Origin of the sequence: Micromonospora pisi, assembly GCF_003633685.1 — a bacterium.
In the GTDB taxonomy this organism is placed as follows: Bacteria; Actinomycetota; Actinomycetes; order Mycobacteriales; family Micromonosporaceae; genus Micromonospora_G; species Micromonospora_G pisi.
This window is the reverse complement of sequence record NZ_RBKT01000001.1, coordinates 2,355,162-2,373,803: the sequence shown is the minus strand read 5'-3', so window position 1 is coordinate 2,373,803 and position 18,642 is coordinate 2,355,162. Positions and strand designations below refer to the sequence as shown.

17 protein-coding genes and 1 pseudogene are annotated in these 18,642 nt (G+C 68.2%); 14 read left to right on the top strand and 4 right to left on the bottom strand.

Annotated elements, in window-relative coordinates:
* Window positions 1–6 precede the first annotated feature (6 nt).
* The 3 genes from BDK92_RS09485 to BDK92_RS09475 all read right to left on the bottom strand — a co-directional run bounded on the left by BDK92_RS09485 (window position 7) and on the right by BDK92_RS09475 (window position 3,602).
* Window positions 7–993 carry an AraC family transcriptional regulator gene (locus tag BDK92_RS09485; RefSeq protein ID WP_170208533.1) on the bottom strand — a complete coding sequence of 329 codons (987 nt, stop codon included), beginning with the start codon at window positions 991–993 and terminating at the stop codon, window positions 7–9.
* Between the two features lie 199 nt (window positions 994–1,192).
* Entirely contained in the window at window positions 1,193–1,861 is a 669-nt protein-coding gene (locus tag BDK92_RS38905; RefSeq protein WP_170208532.1) for a GAF and ANTAR domain-containing protein, read from the bottom strand.
* 319 nt (window positions 1,862–2,180) lie between these two features.
* Window positions 2,181–3,602: a PQQ-dependent sugar dehydrogenase gene (locus BDK92_RS09475; protein ID WP_121156377.1), complete on the bottom strand. Its 1,422-nt coding sequence runs from the start codon at window positions 3,600–3,602 to the stop codon at window positions 2,181–2,183.
* A 949-nt stretch (window positions 3,603–4,551) separates the two neighbouring features.
* On the opposite strand from BDK92_RS09475, the gene BDK92_RS09470 reads away from it, so the two are divergent.
* Window positions 4,552–5,310 carry a GAF and ANTAR domain-containing protein gene (locus BDK92_RS09470; protein WP_121156376.1) on the top strand — a complete coding sequence of 253 codons (759 nt, stop codon included), beginning with the start codon at window positions 4,552–4,554 and terminating at the stop codon, window positions 5,308–5,310.
* 99 nt (window positions 5,311–5,409) lie between these two features.
* Here the strand turns inward: BDK92_RS09470 and BDK92_RS09465 are convergent, their stop codons facing one another.
* Window positions 5,410–5,814 (bottom strand): hypothetical protein, encoded by a 405-nt coding sequence (locus BDK92_RS09465; protein ID WP_121156375.1) that lies wholly within the window; start codon window positions 5,812–5,814, stop codon window positions 5,410–5,412.
* 369 nt (window positions 5,815–6,183) lie between these two features.
* Between BDK92_RS09465 and BDK92_RS41115 the strand changes: the two are divergent.
* From BDK92_RS41115 to BDK92_RS09405, 13 genes and pseudogenes are all read left to right on the top strand, one after another.
* Window positions 6,184–6,415, top strand: a pseudogene (locus tag BDK92_RS41115) (NUDIX hydrolase); the annotation flags it as partial.
* Window positions 6,416–6,603: 188 nt separating this feature from the next.
* The gene (locus tag BDK92_RS09460) at window positions 6,604–6,993 is read left to right on the top strand and encodes a hypothetical protein (RefSeq protein WP_147456950.1); all 390 of its coding nucleotides are present in this window, start codon (window positions 6,604–6,606) and stop codon (window positions 6,991–6,993) included.
* A gap of 229 nt (window positions 6,994–7,222) precedes the next feature.
* Complete coding sequence (locus BDK92_RS38360) at window positions 7,223–8,065, top strand: carbohydrate-binding protein (protein ID WP_147456949.1); 843 nt, start codon at window positions 7,223–7,225, stop codon at window positions 8,063–8,065.
* A gap of 186 nt (window positions 8,066–8,251) precedes the next feature.
* The gene (locus tag BDK92_RS09450) at window positions 8,252–8,596 is read left to right on the top strand and encodes an ArsR/SmtB family transcription factor (RefSeq protein ID WP_121161872.1); all 345 of its coding nucleotides are present in this window, start codon (window positions 8,252–8,254) and stop codon (window positions 8,594–8,596) included.
* A 20-nt stretch (window positions 8,597–8,616) separates the two neighbouring features.
* Window positions 8,617–9,270, top strand: coding sequence for an SRPBCC domain-containing protein (locus BDK92_RS09445; protein ID WP_121156372.1), 654 nt, complete (start codon window positions 8,617–8,619; stop codon window positions 9,268–9,270).
* 129 nt (window positions 9,271–9,399) lie between these two features.
* Window positions 9,400–10,215 (top strand): ABC transporter permease, encoded by an 816-nt coding sequence (locus BDK92_RS09440; protein ID WP_121161870.1) that lies wholly within the window; start codon window positions 9,400–9,402, stop codon window positions 10,213–10,215.
* Between the two features lie 29 nt (window positions 10,216–10,244).
* The gene (locus BDK92_RS09435; RefSeq protein ID WP_121156371.1) at window positions 10,245–11,051 is read left to right on the top strand and encodes an ABC transporter permease; all 807 of its coding nucleotides are present in this window, start codon (window positions 10,245–10,247) and stop codon (window positions 11,049–11,051) included.
* 79 nt (window positions 11,052–11,130) lie between these two features.
* The gene (locus BDK92_RS09430; protein ID WP_121156370.1) at window positions 11,131–12,189 is read left to right on the top strand and encodes a YihY/virulence factor BrkB family protein; all 1,059 of its coding nucleotides are present in this window, start codon (window positions 11,131–11,133) and stop codon (window positions 12,187–12,189) included.
* 159 nt (window positions 12,190–12,348) lie between these two features.
* Window positions 12,349–13,527 (top strand): ROK family protein, encoded by a 1,179-nt coding sequence (locus BDK92_RS09425; RefSeq protein ID WP_121156369.1) that lies wholly within the window; start codon window positions 12,349–12,351, stop codon window positions 13,525–13,527.
* Complete coding sequence (locus BDK92_RS09420) at window positions 13,524–15,092, top strand: sugar ABC transporter ATP-binding protein (RefSeq protein WP_246016928.1); 1,569 nt, start codon at window positions 13,524–13,526, stop codon at window positions 15,090–15,092. Before BDK92_RS09425 ends, BDK92_RS09420 begins: the two co-directional genes overlap by 4 nt.
* Window positions 15,089–16,159 carry an ABC transporter permease gene (locus tag BDK92_RS09415; protein WP_121156367.1) on the top strand — a complete coding sequence of 357 codons (1,071 nt, stop codon included), beginning with the start codon at window positions 15,089–15,091 and terminating at the stop codon, window positions 16,157–16,159. Before BDK92_RS09420 ends, BDK92_RS09415 begins: the two co-directional genes overlap by 4 nt.
* Before the next feature lie 95 nt (window positions 16,160–16,254).
* Window positions 16,255–17,304: a substrate-binding domain-containing protein gene (locus BDK92_RS09410; protein WP_121156366.1), complete on the top strand. Its 1,050-nt coding sequence runs from the start codon at window positions 16,255–16,257 to the stop codon at window positions 17,302–17,304.
* A gap of 51 nt (window positions 17,305–17,355) precedes the next feature.
* A complete protein-coding gene (locus BDK92_RS09405) occupies window positions 17,356–18,540 on the top strand; it encodes a Gfo/Idh/MocA family protein (protein WP_425462299.1) in 1,185 nt (394 codons plus the stop codon).
* Window positions 18,541–18,642: the final 102 nt, after the last annotated feature.

Genomic DNA, 18,642 nt, shown 5'->3' with positions numbered 1-18,642 from the left:
CCTCCGTCACTGGTGCAGGGTGATGCGCGGGGATCTCCCGTAGACACGTCGGTAGGCCGTGGCGAATCGGCCGGGATGGAGAAAGCCCCATCGGGCCGCGATGGCGGTGACCGTGTCACCGTTGGCGGGGTCGCCGTTGGTGAGGTCGCGGTGCGCCTGGTGGAGGCGGGCGTCACGTAGGTAGGCGGTCGGAGTGGTGCCGAGATGTCGGCGGAAGGCGCGCTGGACCGCGCGGCCGGTCGCCCGTGAGGCGGCGGCGATGTCCGAGAGTGCGATGTCGGCGGCGAGGTGCGAGTCGATGAACTCGATGGCACGGCGCAGGACGAACGGGTTGGCGTCGGTCCGGTCTTTCGGGGTGCACCGGTCGAAGGAGTCGTTGGGAAAGACGGTCAGGACGGCCGCGGCGAGGGCGCGGGTCGCGTTGGCGAGGACGAGCGGACTGCGGGCGACCTCGGGGTTGGGAAGGACACTGGTGGCGAGGTAGTCCACGGTGTCCATCCAGAGCCGGGCGCCGGCCGGAGAGACCGGCCCGTGGCCGTTGAGCTGTATTGGCGGCCCGGCCGGGTTCGCGCCGAGGACCTCGGCGAGTGTGGTGTGGTCGATCTGCACGATCTGCATGTGGACGGTGTCCCAACGTGCCGTGAACGGCTCGCCGGGCCGCGCCGCGAGAAAGACGTCTCCTGGCCCGGCCCTGATGGTGTGTCCCATGGTGTCGCATTCGAATCTACCGGCCAGCACCCGCCCGACCAGGAGTCGCTCCGGCGGTTCGTGGACGCCCTCGATCGACATCGTGTGGAAGGCGGTGGCGATGGCGAACCGCCCCGCGGAGCGGTACGTATGCCGGAACCTGAATGCCTCGCGCGATCCACGGAACCGCACTGCGGCTTCCGCGTACTGGGCGCAGGAGAAGGCGTGGGCCTCTTCGGGTTTGGTGGTGGTGAAAACGGACTGGGCCGGAAGAGGCGGGTCGGGAGTGCGTCTGGTGACCGTCATGGAGGCAAACGCTTTCGCGAGCGCGTGTCGGCATGCCATCCGAAGGACGTATGCCCTTGATGTTCAGCCGCACCCGCGGCCGACAGATGACCGTGTGGCCGGTCGGTCAAGCAGATAATCCGCCTGATCCGACAGTATCAACACTTGTCCGGAATACGAAGATCAGGTGGGTAAATGTGCGCGTTGTGGACAGACGGGCCTACTGGGGCGGGTCGACGGGTGCGCCAGCGGCCCACCCCCCGGAATCGCGAGAGGTCATCAGCTCCCGGGCGACGTCCCTGAGCTTGATGTTGCTCCGCTGCGAGGTGACCGTGAGCCACTTGAACGCCTCCTCGGCGGTCACCCCGCACCGTTCCATCAACACCCCCTTGGCCTGCCCGATCAGGTCCCGGGACTCCAGCGCCGTACGCAACTCGAACTGCACGCTCATCGCGGCGATCGCCACGGCCGCGTGCGCCGCCAGCAGACTGCCAGTCGCCTCGGCGACCTGCCCGAAGGCACCTGCTGTGGTGGCGTAGATGCTCAGCACGCCCAACGGCCGGTCGGTCACGAAGAGCCTCAGCGCGAGCGCCGAACGTACGCCGACCTCGGCGGCATGTGGTGCGAGCCTGGGCCAGCGGACGTCGGAGGTGAGGTCGTCGCTACGGACGGTCGCCCGAGTCGCGGCGGCGTCCAGGCAAGGCCCCTCGCGCACCGTGCGCTGGGCCGCATCCATGCCAAGCACCAGCGCCCCGGTGGACGCCTTGAGAGACAGCCCCGAACTGTCGAAGACGGTCACCCCGACGGCGTCTGCGCCGGGCACCTCCGTCCGGGTCATCGTGGCGACGTGGGCCAGCAGATTCGTCGGATCGGGCGCTGATGCCAACATGCGCGCCCAGGAGGCCATCCGGTCTGCCAGCGAATTCGCTTCCACACCGTAACGATGCCGGCACGGCCGCCGATCGTCAGCACAGATAGCGAACCAGTTGACCGCCAGTTGCGCGAATAACGAACACCACCGCGGTCCGACCGGGGCGGTCAGGTCCCCGGAGCGCGGGCGCTCCGGCGGGGGAGAAGGTGACAACGGTATGGGCACCGGGGGCGGCCGTCTGCGGCCGGCCACCCCCGGTGCGGTCATCGGCTGCGGCGCGCCCGTCCGGGCCGGCCGCGCCGCAGGCCGCGCGGGCTGATGCGGCCGTCGCCGAGCATCATGGCGGGCAACCTCCGGTCCCGCCGGTCTTGTAGACATAGCGCCGCACCGCGCCGGTGGTGATGCTGACGTAGTAGACATTGCAGTCGGGACCGACCGCCAGGTCCACCGGCAGGCCGATCGTGCTGCCCAGCGGCTGGATGTAGCGAGGGTTGGGTACACCGCCCGAGCCCGGCTTGATCGCCCAGACGCACTGCCGGAGCAGGTCGGTGAAGAAGAGGCCACCCTTGTAGCGGGCCGGGTAGTTGCCGGGAGTTTCCGGTAGATAGGCGAGTCCGGTGATCGCGCCACTGGTGGTCCGGCATCCGTCCCCCGGTACGACCGGAAGGGCGTGTCGGTAGGTGTGGAACGGTGCGACCACCGCGGCCGGGCCGGCGGTGTAGAGGGTCTCGCAGAGGTTGAGGTTGGCCGCGTCGTAGTTCGGTTGCCGGGTCGCCCCCTCGTAACAGGGCCAACCGTAGTTGGGTGCCGCCCCGCTGGTCGCCGGAACCAACCGGTCGATCTCCTCCCAGTCCCGGAACCCGACGTCGCCCAGCCAGATTTCGCGGGTGCCGGGGCGGAACACGAACCGGAACGGATTACGCAGGCCGTACGCGATGATCCGACGGGTGTTCGCGTCCAGGCTGCCGGCCTGGGGATTGTCCGGCAGGGCCGCACCCGTCGCCGGGTTGATTCTGATCACCGTTCCGGACAGTCGTGCCGGCCCACCCGAACGTGGGCTCTGTGAGCGCAGTGCTCCACCCCTGGCGGTTGGCGGGGTCATCGCGCCGCCGACCGGGGACGGCGGATCGCCGCACGGGTTGGTGGGTGTGCCGAGCTGCCCGTAGTCGACCTGGTTACCACTCGCACCCTCACCACCGGCCACGTACAGGGCGCCGTCGGGCCCGAAGGCGACATCGCCCATGGAGTGCGTGTCGCTCTGCTGGCACCAGTCGGTTACCAGGACCTGTTCGGCGCCGATCATCCCGTTGCCGGAGGCTCTCAACCGGGAGACTCGGCCGCTCGCCAGACAACTGTCGGTCGCCGGGCACGTGTCGCGGTAGACAGGGGCGGTGCCACCGGGCGGTGCGTCGTGGGTGTAACTGACGTACACCCACGGATTGCCGGGGAAGCCGGGCGCGAGCGCGAGCCCGAGCAGGCCGAGGTCCTCGTAGTCGTAGACCGCCGTGCTCAGGTCGGCGAAAGTGGTGGCCGTGGTGTCGACCAGGTTGTCAAAAACCTTGATCACACCCCGTTTTTCGGCCACGAAGACCCGACCGTCGGCGGCGAAGGCAACCTTCGTCGGCTGGGTCAAGCCGGCGAAGGCCACCTGGTCGACGAAGTACGGCGGCAGTACGGCCACTGCCGTACCGGGTGCCGTGAGGATTGCGGAAACAAGCGCCACCACAGTGGTCAGGAAGTGTGCTTTTCGTGTGAGCATGGTCCCTCCCCTCGGTCGAACTGAGTGGGCAGGTTGCTCGACCCAGGCGGTTTATCCAGAGTCACGCCGGGGGATGACGAATGTCAGTCGGCTAACTGACCACCTGTGGGGTCGGCTACCCGACTCGCATCCAGACGTACGAGGGAATGGCGATCGAGGGACACCCGACGGGCTGCTTACGGTGCCGGCTCATTCGGGTGGTTGGGACGGCTCGCTGCTGAACCGCCCCAACCCGGCGGTGCCGGGAGGCCCGGGCTCCCCGGCGCCGTCACCCAAATCTGCTCCGGACCACGGCGGTATGTCCACTAGCGCTGTTCCGTGACCGCGCAAATTGAACAGGACCTTCGCATTCTGAACAGTCAGCAGCGCGGACCATCGTCCTGCGAGATGTGGTCCTGTTCCCCGGAACAGGTCAGTGGCCTTTGTCCGTCATCTAACACTTAGGAGTTGTTCGCCCTGAAGGCGAGGCGTATGCTTTTTGGTGATTCGAGGTCCGCCGATGCCAGCGGATTACCGAAGGGCGGGTTGAGCCGGTCCGCACTGCACTACGGGTGGACGACATGACCCTCCGCCACCATCCCGGTGCGCCCGTGGTTCTGCGACCCGGCGACAGGGCCCACAGTTGGTCAAGCAGCCGGCCAGCGTCCACCCCTATTCATGCCCCACGGTCCCTGGTCCCCATGTCCGGACCTCGGCCGACGCGGTGCGTGACAACGACCCGGCCGGTCACCGTCACCGATGCCATCCGCGCCAGGCCCGCTACGGCTCAGCGACGGTAAGGCCCGGCAGACCCGCGAACGTCATCTTCGTTCCCGAAGTCGACCAGACCGGCGACCAGAGCGGTCAGGTCTGCCCGGGCACCCTGATCACCCACCGAGCCCGGTCGGGCGGCAACGCTCCGCCACGACCGATCCACGCTTGAACCACGAACAAGCAGACGGACGAGCAGATGACCGAGCGGCAAAACATCACAGACAGCGGTAACCACGAACGTCTGGTCACCCACCTCACGGCCATGGCCCGCCAACTGCTCACCGGCCCGGACCAGCAGGTAATCATGGAGACCATCCTGACGTTAGCTCCGGTGCTGGTGCCCGGGTGCGAGGAAACCAGCATCACCATGCTGAACCGGCGCCGCCCCACCGTCCTGGCGGCGAGCAACAAGATCGCCCGAGGTGCCGACGAGCTCCAGTGTCAACTCGGCGAAGGTCCCTGTCTCACTGCCCTCGCGGGCCAGGACGAGGTGCTGTGCAACGACCTGAGCCGGGACAATCGATGGTTGTTGTGGGGGCCATCGGCCGTCCAGGAGTTCGGCCTCCTCAGCATTCTCAGCGTCCGACTGTTCGCCGACCGCCGCACCCTGGGCTCCCTGAATCTCTACGCCACTCAGCGCCACGCCTACGACATCCAGGCCAGACAGAACGCACTGGTACTCGCCACCCACTCGACCGTCGCTCTGCTGCGAGTAAAAGAGCACCGTGACATGCTGCACGGCCTGGAACGCCGCGCGACGGTCGGCCAGGCATGCGGCATCCTCATGGAGCGATATCAACTGAGTGCCTCGGCGGCATTCGACCTGCTGGTCCGGGTCTCCCAGAACACCAACACCAAATTGCACATCGTCGCGATGCGACTCGTGGAGACGAGAACGTCACCCTGGCTCAAGCGACCCTCGCATGGTGCTACGACCGCGGGCGCTGGCAGCTGAATCAACACCGCTGCGGTCAGCGTCCAATTCCGCAGTCGACCGTAGGTGCTCGTCAATGGTCCCCGTGGCCGAAACGCCACGGGGACCATTGACTGGCTGTCAGGAATGAATGGCCAGATGGAAGCCTCGGTCCGATGCGGTTCCGGTCGAAGCGAAGGTCTGCACGAAGACCCCGTTGATCAGGCCAGCGCGACCGACCACCGCGATCTCGCCGCTGGGCGACGCCCCCACGCTGCCGGACAGTCCGAGCGTTCCGACGTAGGCGGAGCCCCTGACGTCGTGGGTGAACGCGACCTGGTACTGGCCCGTGGCCAGCCGGGTCGACGAGACAACGCCAAATCCTCGGGCGAGGGTGCCATTGGCGTTGACCACCGCGAAGAATGTCTGGGCGGTGGGCGGCAGGCCGGCGCCAGTCGCCGGCACGACTTCCGTGCCTGCTTCGGCTGCCTCGGTTTCAGCGAGTGGGGGCTGCTCGTCGGATTGGTTTACGTCGGATTCGGACATGATGCTGCTCCTCGGTACGGCAGGCTGCGGCAGCCCGCGGGGATGGAGTAAATGGCGGCGAACCATGGGCCCCGGAAGTTGAAAGATGTTCTCCTCCGGTCCATTTCCATCTACCTCTCCAGATTAAATGCCTCAGGTGCCGGCAACCAGTTGTCCTAATGTGTAATCAAGGACAGAGGGTGTGCTGTGTGAATATTGTTCGCGAGTTGCCGAGCCTGCGCGAATCATGCGTTTGTCGTAGTCGAGATCGCTGTCAGTGAATGTTCGAGAGCGCGTTGCGCGAGGTGCCGGCCGGCAACGACGCGGCACCTCCACCAGCCCGACCGACAACCCTCCCGACCATGCGCAGAGGGTCGGTGCGGGCGCGACGGCAAGCGGTTTGTCGGCCCGGAGCATTTTTTCCTCGCCCGTTTCGCCGGGGAGCGGCCCGCCCTGACCAGAGCCGGCCTGCTCCCCGACGAGCAGGTCAACCTCCAGGAGTACGTACGCCTGGGTCGCCCGCTCCGAGTTGGACCCGCTACCGGATCGGATCGAGCCGCCGCAGTTGCCGGCCGTCGTCGCCGCCCTGGCCCCGGGGAGCTTGTGGGTCGGGGCTAGCTAAGTCCCCTCTGAGCTGCGATTATGGGCAGAGTGGAACGGTTTGACCCGGTCGACGGGTGCCGGCCACAGTTGATCAGTCGGATGCACCGACGAAGCCGAACCTCGGCCCCGCAACGGCAGTAGGGGGTCCATCGTGTTCCCGCCCATGATTCCGCCGCAGAGCAGGCTTGACGAGCGTGGGTGCTGACAATGGCCACGCCGGATTCCAACGAAGAGGAAGCCTATCGCCGTGGGCTGGGCGCGGGACGGATCGAGCAGCGCCTACAAGGTCATGACGACCATTTACAGAAGATAAACGGATCGATCGACGCGATGACCCTCGCGCTACAGAGCCTCACTGAGGAACTGCGCTCCAACGTCAGCCTGTTCAGTGCGAGTGTTACCTCGGACCGCCGCGACGCCGGGGAGCGGGAGAAGATCGCGGTCACCGTCGCCGCGGCCCTGGTGGAGAGGGCAAACGACGTACGGGCGGGGAAGGCCCATCGATGGACGTCCTGGCAGCGGTGGTTCGCCGTCGTGGGCGCGATCATCCTGATCGGGAACTTCACCCTGGCGCTCTATCTCGCGTTCAACCGCTGATTCCGGGGCGAGCTCTCGGTAAGGGAATCGACGACGCACCCCTCACGAACTGCCCGGCGGCGGCGGATCGCCGGAAAGCCTGCTCGCATTTCGCCCCCTCGTGACATTTCGGCCTCCTCGAGCAGGGTCGGGGAGGGATTTCGGCCGTCGCTGTGAACCCGACACCCGTGCTGCCCGTCATGGTGGTGGCGCAGCGGGTCAGGGTTGCTTTTCGGCTGATGGAGGGAAAGTGCGTTCAGGGGATGCGGGGCGTTCGTTGCGGCCTGGAGCGACGAAAGTCGGCCGAGATGGATTTTATGGAAACTCCATCCGACGGGCGGCCGGCGAAAGGAACTACCGGGGCATCCACAAGGTGCGCGACGGCGGCGGTCTCAGCGGATTCGGCTACGTCCTGATGGCGATGACCGTACTCGGGGTGATCGCCGCGACGGGGCTGGTTCTGTGGGCGGCCACCCTTCCTCCGGCGCAGGCTTCGGGTGAGAGCGCGCTCGGTGCGCCGAGCCTGTCGCCGCTGGTGGGACCGACTGGCGAGCAGGGGTCTCCGGGGCCCTCCGTCACCGCCCCAGTCACGCCGACCCCGACCCGCTCGCGCTCGACGACTTCGCCGGAGGCCATCCGGCCGACGTCTGACCCCGGTGCCACCACCCCGCGCCCGGCCGAGTCAAGAGGTGCGCCGCCGACGTCACCCACGGCTCAGCCGTTTCCTCAGATCGTCATTCAGGCAGAGGACCCACGTAACGAACTTCTCGGTGCCCAGGTGGTCCGGTGCGGTACGTGTGATGGTGGTTATCGAGTCCGTTACATTGGCGATGGCAATCATCTCGTCATGCACGCCCAGGTGCCCGTCGCCGGCCCGAGAACCATGGGTGTCGTTTACGAGAGCGATGGCCCAAGGACCCTGATGGTCAGCGTGAATGGCGGGCCTCCCCAGGTCCGTCAGGTAACGGGCGGTAGCTGGGAGACGCCGGCCCTGGTGACGTTTCAGATCGTTCTGCCCTCGGGATCGGTCGACATCAGGTTCTACAGCGATGCCGGGCCGGGGGCCGACGTCGACAAGGTGATTATTCAGTAGCCTGTCCGGTTCGGCGCGTCGTCGGTGTGCCTCACCGGATGTTCGGGGCCGTGGCCGCTGACATCTACCTGATTCGGCGAGCGGTCCGGGAGGGTCGGATTGCCACGTCGTCTGGAGGCACCCCTGACGATCGACCGGGATGACCAGGGTTGACTTATATAAGCGTGCACTGATAACTTGCTGCTCGTGCACGCGTTCGACGTACTCGGGGACCCGGTGCGGCGGCGGATCCTCGAACTGCTCGCCGACGGGGAGCTGACCTCCGGCGCGGTCACCACCGTGATCCAACGCGAGTTCGGGATCAGCCAGCCGGCCGTGTCACAGCACCTCAAGGTGCTCCGCGAGAACGGCTTCGCGACCGTACGGCCGCAGGGCACCCGCCGTCTCTACGCGGTCAACTCCGAGCCACTACGAGACGTGGACGTGTGGCTCGCCCGTTTCCGGCGGTTCTGGACCCCACACCTCGACGCGCTGGCGACCGAGGTGGCCCGGGGCAAGCGCGAACGCCGCCTCCGCGACCAGGACGAGTAGACACATCCGAGGAGAGACTGATGATCGACGTCAACCACGAGATCAATGCCGTACGCCGGCAGATGGGCTCCCGCGTACTCGAGGCGGGTGAGGCCCGGGTGCAGACCATCAGCCGGGTCTACGACACCACGCTCGACGACCTCTGGGAAGCCGTCACCAACGCGGACCGGATCGCCCGGTGGTTCCTGCCGGTCTCCGGTGACCTGCGGGTCGGTGGCCGGTACCAGCTCGAAGGCAACGCCGGTGGCACGGTCGAACGCTGCGACCCGCCCAAGAGCTACGCCGCCACCTGGGAGTACGGCGACCAGGTGAGCTGGATCGAGGTCCGCCTCGACAGTGAGCCGACCGGCGGCACCCGGTTCGAACTGGAGCACGTCGCCCACGTCAGCGAGGAGTTCTGGGACCAGTTCGGGCCCGGCGCGACCGGGGTCGGCTGGGACCTCGGGCTGCTGGGCCTCGGCATGCACCTCGCCAGCGGTGGCGAGCCGGTCGACCGGGCCGAGGTCGAGGCGTGGTCCGGCTCGGCCGAGGGCCGGGAGTTCATCACCCTCAGCAGCGGGCGTTGGCGGGACGCGAGCGTCGAGGCGGGCACCGACCCGGCGCAGGCGCAGGCCGCCGCCGAGCGTACGACCGGCTTCTACACCACCGTGCCGGAGGAGTCCCCGGCGGAATAATCCGGCGAAAACGTCGGCGGGCCGCCGTACAGTACCCGCGGCACGACACCAGAGGTCGTGCCGCGGAGCTGTACGGAGGGCTGACGTGATGCGGTGTGACGTGACGGCCGGCCGGAACCGGGTGTGCTGATGGTGTCCGTCGACGGATCGGTCCCGACCCGCACCCCGGCGCACGCGCCGCGCGGCCTGGCGCCGACCCTGGCCGTACTCGAATATCACCTGGTCGACTACCGGCGGACCTGGCGGTCCAGTGCGGTGTCCTCGTTCGTGCTGCCGCTGCTGACCATGCTCGGCTTCGGACTCGGCGTCGGCGCGTACGTCACCCAGGGCGTCGGCGGGGTCGACTACCTCGACTTCCTCGTGCCGGGCCTGATCGCCTCCACCGCACTCCAGGTCGCGGTCGGCGAGTCCACCTGGCCGGTGCTCGGCAACTTCAACTGGACCCGGACCTACCTCGCCCAGGCCGCCGCGCCGCTGCGCGTGGTCGACATCCTCGGCGGCCACCTGGCCTTCGTCGCCGTCCGGGTGCTCACCAGCAGCGCCGCGTTCCTGCTGGTCGCGGCACTCTTCGGGGCCCTGCACTCGGCCTGGGCGCTGGCCATCCTGCCGCTCGTGGTGTTGATCGGGCTGGCCGTGGCGACCCCGGTCTTCGCCTACTCCGCCTGGGTACGCACCGACAGCTACCTGGCGATCCTGTTCCGCTTCGCGGTCATCCCGATGACGCTCTTCGCCGGGGTCTTCTTCCCGGTCGACTCGCTCCCGGTGGGGTTGCGCTGGGCGGCGTACGTCTCCCCGCTCTGGCACGGGGTCGACCTCTGCCGGGCGGCCACGCTCGGTGTCGCGCCGCAGTGGTCGATCACCGGTCATCTGCTCTACCTGGGCGCCTGGACGGTCGGCGGCTGGCTGCTCGCCCGTGCCGTCTTCCGTCGCCGGCTCGTGCTCTAGACCGGCTCGTGCTCTAGAAAGGGAAACCCGTGGTCAGCCTCGTCCTGCCCCGGTTGGTCAGTTTCGAGGGCGCGCGCCGCTCGGTCTCGGTGGCCGAACGCAACGTCGCCGCGCTCAAGTCCGCCTACTGGGTGGTGCTGGTCTCCGGGTTCTTCGAGCCCCTGCTCTACCTGCTCTCCATCGGGGTCGGGGTGGGCGCCCTGATCGGTGACCTCACCCTGCCCGGAGGGGAGGTGGTGACGTACGCGGCCTTCGTCGCCCCGGCGATGCTCGCCTCGTCCGCGATGAGTGGTGCGCTGTCGGAGACGACCTTCAACTTCTTCGGGAAGATGAAGTACATGAAGCTGTACGACGGGATCCTCGCGACCCCCGTACGGCCGTTCGAGATCGCCCTCGGTGAGCTGGGCTGGGCGATGCTGCGCGGCACCCTCTACTCGGCCGCCTTCCTCGCCATCATGGTCGCGATGGGGCTGACCACCCCGCTCCGGGCGCTCACCGCCTTCCCGGCCGCGGTGCTGGTCGGCTTCGCGTTCGGCGCGCTCGGCATGGCGCTCTCCACCTTCATGCGCAGCTGGCAGGACTTCGACCTGATGGGCTCGGCGCAGTTCGCCCTCTTCCTCTTTTCCGGCACCTTCGTGCCGGCGGAGCGTTACCCTGCGGTGTTGCGCTGGCTGGTGGAGGTGACGCCGCTCTACCGGGCGGTCGACCTGATCCGGGGCATCAGCACCGGCACCGGCGGCTGGATCCGGCTGGTCGACATTGTCTACCTGCTCGCCGCCACCGGACTCGGTTTGCTGATCGCCTCCCGCCGGATGGGTCGGATGCTGTACAAGTGAGCTGACCATGGGAGTTAGTGCCCACGGTCTGTGGGGCAACACATGGTGACCGCACCCCGCAGACAGAAGGGGGGCCGCCGTGGCCTCGGACCAGCCTTCCGGCGATCGTGCCCGGGACGACGAGACCGCCGACGCGGGACAGGGGGAGCCCGCCGCGCGTCGGGACCGCGGCGCGCCAGGCCCGGAGAAGGGTCCGAAGAGCCCCACGGACCTGCCCGGCACCTCCTTCTGGGCGGCGCTGCGCCGGACGGTGCGCGAGTTCCAGAGCGACAACCTGACCGACTGGGCGGCAGCGTTGACCTACTACGGGGTGCTGTCGATCTTCCCGGGGCTGCTGGTGCTGGTGTCGGTGCTCGGCCTGCTCGGAACCGGGACCACCGACGATGTCCAGGGCACGATCCGGGACGTGGTGCCGCAGGAACAGATCCGGACGATCCTCGACGACGCGATCGACCAGGTGCAGCGCAGCGGGGGTTCGGCCAGCCTGGCGGTCGCCCTCGGTCTGCTCGGCGCGTTCTGGTCCGCCTCCGGCTACATCGCCGCCTTCATCCGCGCCTCGAACGCGATCTACGACGTGCCGGAGGGACGACCGATCTGGAAGACGCTGCCACTGCGACTCGCGGTGACCGCGGTGATCGGGGTGATGTTGCTGGCCAGTGCCCTGATCGTGGTCTTCACCGGTCGGCTCGCCGAGCAGGCGGGTGACGCGCTGGGCATCGGGTCCGTCGCGGTGACGGTCTGGGACATCGCCAAGTGGCCGGTCCTGCTGCTGCTGGTCAGCCTGATGTTCGCGATCCTCTACTGGGTGTCGCCGAACGCACGGCACGGTGGGTTCCGCTGGATCACCCCGGGTGGATTGGTCGCGGTCGTGGTGTGGCTGGTGGTCTCGGGTGCCTTCGCCGCGTACGTCGCCAACTTCGGCTCGTACAACAAGACGTACGGCACGCTGGCGGGGGTCATCGTCTTCTTGATCTGGCTCTGGTTGACCAACGTGGCGATCCTCATCGGGGCGGAGTTGAACGCCGAACTGGAGCGGGGGCGGGCGATCGCGGCCGGCTACCCGCCGGACCGGGAGCCGTACCTCGAGCTCCGGGACGATCGCACACTCCGCAAGGAGCCGCGTCCGCCGAACGATTGAGTTTTCTTGATCAGCCCGCTGCTTTTGCTCAGGAAGACAAAAGTTAGTTCCAGATCTCCTGAAGCTCTAGACAGCCGCGCGGGAAGGCTCCTACTGTGTCGGGCACAACACCTCGGCGTTGCGTCGATGTGAACAGACCCGACCGGGAGGTGAGTCCACGTGCGTACGGCGGAACCACTCCACCTCCGGTTGCTGCGACTGCTCCGCGACCAGGGAGCCGTCTCCCGCGCCGAACTCGCCGACCGGTTGGAGATGCCCCGCCCGCGTCTGCTCGCCGAGCTGGATCGGTTGGTGAACGCCGGTTACGTCGCCGAGGCGGGACTCGCCGCCTCGCGTGGTGGGCGACGCTCCACACTGGTCGAACTCAACCCCGGGCTGCGGTTCGCCGCGGTGGACCTGGGCGCCAGTTCGATCGACGTCGAGGTCGTCAACGGGCGGCTCGAACCCGTCATCGCGTACGCCGAGGCCAGTGACATCCGGTCCGGCCCGAAGGTCATCCTGCAACGCGTCAACGAGCTGTTGCAGAAGGCCAAGGTCGAGGGCGCGTACGAGCGGCTCGACGCCGTCGGCATCGGCGTACCCGGACCGGTGAGCTTCCGGGACGGGGTTCCGGTGTCGCCGCCGATCATGCCGGGTTGGGACCGTTTCCCGGTGCGCGAACTGCTCACCCGTGAGCACAAGTGCCCGGCGGTGGTGGACAACGACGTCAACATAATGGCGATCGGGGAACGGCACGGCGGCGTCGCCCACTCCGTGGACGACTTCCTCTTTGTCAAGATCGGCACCGGTATCGGGTGCGGGATCTACCTGACCGGCGAGGTCTACCGGGGCACCGACGGCTGTGCCGGCGACATCGGCCACATCCAGGTCGACTCCCACGGACCGATGTGTTCATGTGGCAACGTCGGCTGTCTGGAGGCGCTGTTCAGCGGCGCCGCCATGGCCAAGGACGCCACGGTCGCGGCTCGCAGTGGCGCATCACCGGTGCTGGCCGAGCGACTCGCGGCGAGCGGTGCGGTCACCGCCCTGGACGTCGCCGAGGGCGCTGTCGAGGGCGACGTGACCTGCATCCGGCTCATTCGTGACGGCGGGCGGCGGGTGGGCGGAGTTCTCGCCGGCCTGGTCAGCTTCGCCAATCCATCGATGATTGTCATCGGAGGGGGGCTGGCCCAGTTGGGTCACATCCTGCTCGCGGAAATACGCAGCGTGGTCTACCGGCGGTCGCTGCCGCTGGCCACCGGCAACCTGCCGGTGGTGCTTTCCGAACTCGGCCCCCGCGCGGGGGTAACCGGCGCCGCGGTACTCGCCAGCGACGTCGCCTTCGGGGAGGCATTGTGAGCGAGCAAACCAATACCGAACAACCAGATAGCGCGGACAAGCAGGCCGAGATCGTCCTGCGGCTCACCGACGTGGTGAAGACCTTCCCCGGCGTACGTGCCCTGGACGGGGTGCAGCTCGAGGTACGCGCCGGCGAGGTGCACTGCCTGCTCGGGCAGAACGGCGCCGGCAAGTCCACCCTGATCAAGATTCTCTCCGGCGCGCACCAGCCCGACTCGGGCCAGGTCGAGTGGCTGGGGGAGCCGGTCAGCTTCGCCAACCCGCAGGCCGCCATGAAGGCCGGCATCGCCACCATCTACCAGGAACTCGACCTGGTCGAGGACCTGTCGGTGGCCGAGAACGCCTTCCTCGGCCACGAACCCCGCCGACTCGGCTTCGTCCGCCGAGGCCGGATGGAGCGCCAGGCCAACGGCATCCTCGGTCGGCTCGGCCACGGCGAGATCCCGTCGAGCCGGATGGTCCGGTCGCTGCCGGCCGCCGGCAAGCAGATCGTCAGCATGGCCCGGGCGCTCTCCCACGACGCCCGACTGATCATCATGGACGAGCCGAGTGCGGTGCTCGCCCACGACGAGGTCGGCAACCTGTTTCGGATCATCCGCGAACTGACCGCGCAGGGCATCGCGGTCATCTACATCTCGCACCGGATGGACGAGATCCGCGAGATCGGTGACCGGGTCACCGTACTCAAGGACGGCCGGACCACCGCGGCGAACCTGCCGGCCCAGACCACCCCCACCAAGGACCTGGTCAGCCGGATGACCGGCCGCAACATCGAGTACGTCTTCCCGGACCGGCCGGCCGAGACCGAGGCTGAGACCACCGATCTGCTCCGGGTCGAGGGGCTCAGCCGGGAGGGCGAGTTCGCCGACATCTCGCTCAGCGTCCGTCCGGGCGAGATCGTGGGCATCGCCGGCCTGGTCGGCTCCGGCCGCTCCGAGCTGCTCGAATGCATCTACGGCGCGCGGCGGTCCCAGTCCGGGACGGTCACCATGAACGGGCGCGCCCTGCGCCCGGGCAGCGTCGGCGCGGCCGTACGGGCCGGCATGGGAATGGCCCCGGAGGAGCGCAAGAGCCAGGCGCTGCTGCTCGGCGAACCGATCTACCGCAACGTCACCCTGGCCACGTTCAGCCGCTACGCCCGGCTCGGCTTCACCGACGCCGGCAAGGAACTGGCCGAGGCGGAGGGCATCGCCGAGGCGCTGGAGCTGCGCCCGCGCGACGTACGGCGGGCCGTACGCACCCTTTCCGGCGGCAACCAGCAGAAGGTGGTGGTCGGTCGCTGGCTGCTCGGCGACACCCGGCTGCTGCTGCTCGACGAGCCGACCCGGGGCGTCGACGTCGGCGCCCGCGCCGAGCTCTACCAGGTGATCCGCAGCCTCGCCGCCCGTGGTGTGGGCGTGCTGCTGGTCTCCAGCGAGGTGCCCGAGGTGCTCGGCCTGGCCGACCGCGTGCTGGTCATGCGGGAGGGACGGGTGGTGCGCGAGGCGCTGGCTGGCGAACTTGACGAAGACACGGTGCTCGACCTCGTCATGTCGGGGTCGCTGATGGAAGGTGCGCCAGCATGAGTGACGCGACCGCGACCGCGGTGGCCGAGTCCCCGCAGCACGGCGGCGCCACGCCCCCGGCAAAGGGTGGCAGATGGCGTGGCGACCTGGGCGAGTCGATCACCCGCAACCTGGGGCTGCTGGGCGTACTGGCGCTGCTGATCATCATCGGCGCGGTCACCCAGCCTGACCTGTACGGGGACTCCTCCTGGGTGTGGAGCAACGTCCTGTCGATCCTCCAGCTCGCCTCCGTGGTGGGTGTGGTCACCGTCGGCATGACCTTCGTGATCATCGGTGGCGGCATCGACCTGTCGGCGGGCGCGATCGTGGCGCTGGCCGGGGTCTGGGCCACGACGGTCGCCACCCAGAGTTACGGCGCGGCCGGCATGATCTTCACCGCCATCATCGTCGGTACGATCGTCGGCCTGGTGAACGGGGTGTTGATCTCGTACGGCCGGTTGGTGCCGTTCATCGCGACCCTGGCCATGCTGGTCGCCGCCCGTGGGCTCGCCGCCCAGATCTCGGGCAAGCAGACCCAGGTCTCGGCCAACACCTTCATCAACGGGATCGCCGCGAACAAGTTCCTCGGCATCCCGATCCTGGTCTACATCTTCGCCGGGGTGGTGATCGTCGGCTGGGTGCTGCTCAACCGCACCACCTTCGGTCGCCGTACGGTCGCCGTCGGCGGCAACCCCGAGGCGGCCCGGCTCGCCGGCATCAACGTCAAGTGGCACAGCCTGCTGCTCTACGCGCTCTCCGGGCTCTGCTGCGGAATCGCCGCGATCATGCTGACCGCCCAGGCCAACTCCGCCCAGGCGGCCATGGGCAACCTCTACGAACTCGACGCGATCGCCGCCGCGATCATCGGCGGGACGCTGCTCAGCGGCGGCCGGGGCACCATCATCGGCTCCGTGCTCGGCGTCATCATCTTCGCCACGATCACCAACCTGTTCGCGATCAACGGCCTCCCGGTCGAGATCCAGAACATGGTCAAGGGCGGCATCATCGTCGCCGCCGTACTGATCCAGCAATTCCGGTTCAAGTCGGTCACCCAGTTCTTCGCGCGGAACAAGGTCACCACGACCTGAGGCACCGCAACCCTCCAGGTGACGTCGCACTCAGGCGCTCGCCGGACCCAACATATCCGCACACCCCCACCCTTCAAAGAAAACAGGAGGTCGTTATGACCCAGCAAGCGCGCGACCTGTCGCGCCGCCGGCTGATGTTCGGCGGGGCCGCGCTCGGCGCCGGTGCCCTGCTCACCGCCTGCACCAGTAACGACGCTTCGGCGCCGGAAGGCCAGACCAAGGTCGCCGACGCGTCCGCCGCCGCCCCGGGCAAGCCGGTCACCATCGGCTTCTCCGCCCCGGCCGCCGACCACGGCTGGCTGGCCGCCATCACCACCAACGCCAAGGCGCAGGCCGGGCTCTACTCGGACGTCACCTTCAAGACGGTCGAGGCCGGTGCCGACGCGCCCGCCCAGCTCGCCGCGCTCCGTACGCTGATCGCGCAGAAGCCGGACGTCATCGTCCTGCTCCCGCACGACGGCAAGGAGCTCAACGCGTTCGGCCTGGAGGCCATGAAGGCCGGCATCCCGGTGGTCAACCTGGACCGCGCGTTCCCGGACGCGCTCGCCTACCGGCTCCAGATCAAGGGCGACAACTACGGCATGGGCGTCTCCGCCGGCAAGTACATCGGCGAGCAGATGAAGGCCAAGAACATCGCCAACCCGATCATCGGTGAGATCCCGGGGATCGACTCGCTGGAGCTGACCTCGGAGCGCTCGGCCGGCTTCAAGGCCGAGCTCGCCACCTTCGGGTTCAGCGTGGCGCGGCGGATCCCGGCGGAGTTCACCGCCGACACCGGTCGGGTGGCCGCCTCGCAGCTGCTCCAGGCCCTGCCGAAGATCGACGCGGTCTGGAACCACGACGACGACCAGGGCATCGGCGTGCTGGCCGCGATCACCCAGGCCAACCGCAGCGAGTTCATCATGGTCGGCGGGGCCGGCTCCAAGGCCGCGATCGACGCGATCGCCGCCGACAACAGCGTGCTGAAGGCGACCGTCACCTACAGCCCCTCGATGGCATCCTCGGCGATCACGCTGGCTCGCCTGATCGGTCAGGGCAAGGGCATGTCCGACCTGGTCGAGCTGCAGGTCCCGAAGGAGATCACTCTCACTTCGGAGACCATCACCAAGGAGAACGCGAGCACCTACGCGAAGCTCGGGTTCTGATCTAAGGGGAGGCCCACCTTGTCCACTGTAGAAAGCGAGCTGCGGGTCGGCATGGTCGGCTACGCGTTCATGGGCGCCGCGCACTCACAGGCGTGGCGCACCGTGAACCGCGTATTCGACCTGCCGACACGAGCCCGGATGGCCCTGATCTGCGGCCGGGACGAGTCGAAGGTGGCCACGGCCGCCAATCGGCTCGGCTGGGACGGGCACACCACCGACTGGCGTGACCTGATCAACCGGGACGACATCGACGTGGTCGACGTCTGCACCCCGGGCGACAGCCACGCCGAGATCACCATCGCGGCGTTGGCGGCGGGCAAGCACGTACTGTGCGAAAAGCCACTGGCCAACTCCGTCGAGGAGGCTCGGGCCATGGTCGCCGCTGCGGCCAAGGCACAGGCGGTCGGAGTGCGGTCCATGTGCGGGTTCAACTACCGCCGGGTCCCCGCGGTCACCCTCATGCGTCAGCTGGTCGAATCGGGCCGGCTCGGCGTGATCCGGCAGGTGCGTGCGGTCTACCTCCAGGACTGGATCGTCGACCCGCAGTTCCCGCTGGTCTGGCGGTTGCAGCGGGACAGGGCGGGTTCCGGTGCGCTCGGCGACATCGGTGCGCACATCATCGATCTGACCCAGTACGTGACCGGACAACGGATCACCGGGGTCAGCGCCATCACCGAGACGTTCATCAAGGAGCGCCCGTTGCCGGCGGAGTCCAGCGGACTCGCCGCCTCCACCGGCAACGGCTCCGTCGAAGCGGTCGCCACCGGTGAGGTCACCGTCGACGACGCCGCCGTCTTCGTGGCGCGGCTCGACGGCGGCGCCATCGCCACGTACGAGGCGAGCCGCTTCGCGACCGGGCGCAAGAACGCGCTGCGGGTCGAGATCAACGGCTCGCTCGGCTCGGTGGTGTTCGACCTCGAACGCCTCAACGAGCTGGAGTTCTACGAAGCCACCGGCCCCACGGCCGGACAGGGCTTCAACCGCATCCTGGTCACCGAGGGCGACCACCCGTACATGTCCGCATGGTGGCCGCCGGGACACATCATCGGCTACGAGCACTCGTTCACGCACGAGATGCGTGACTTCCTGGAGGCGATCGCCACCGGGACCGACCCCACCCCGTCGTTCGCCGACGCCCTCCAGGTCCAGCTCGTGCTGGACGCGGTGGTGCGCTCGGCGGAGCTGGGCTCGTCGTGGACCGAGGTCGAGCCCACGCTCGTCACGGTCGCCGCCTGACCCGGCAAAACCGCGGCACCGACCGGCCGAGCCGCCCGGCGCACCGGTAGGTCCGCCCCACGGTTCCCAACCCATCTCCAACCGTGGGGGTGCGTGCCAACA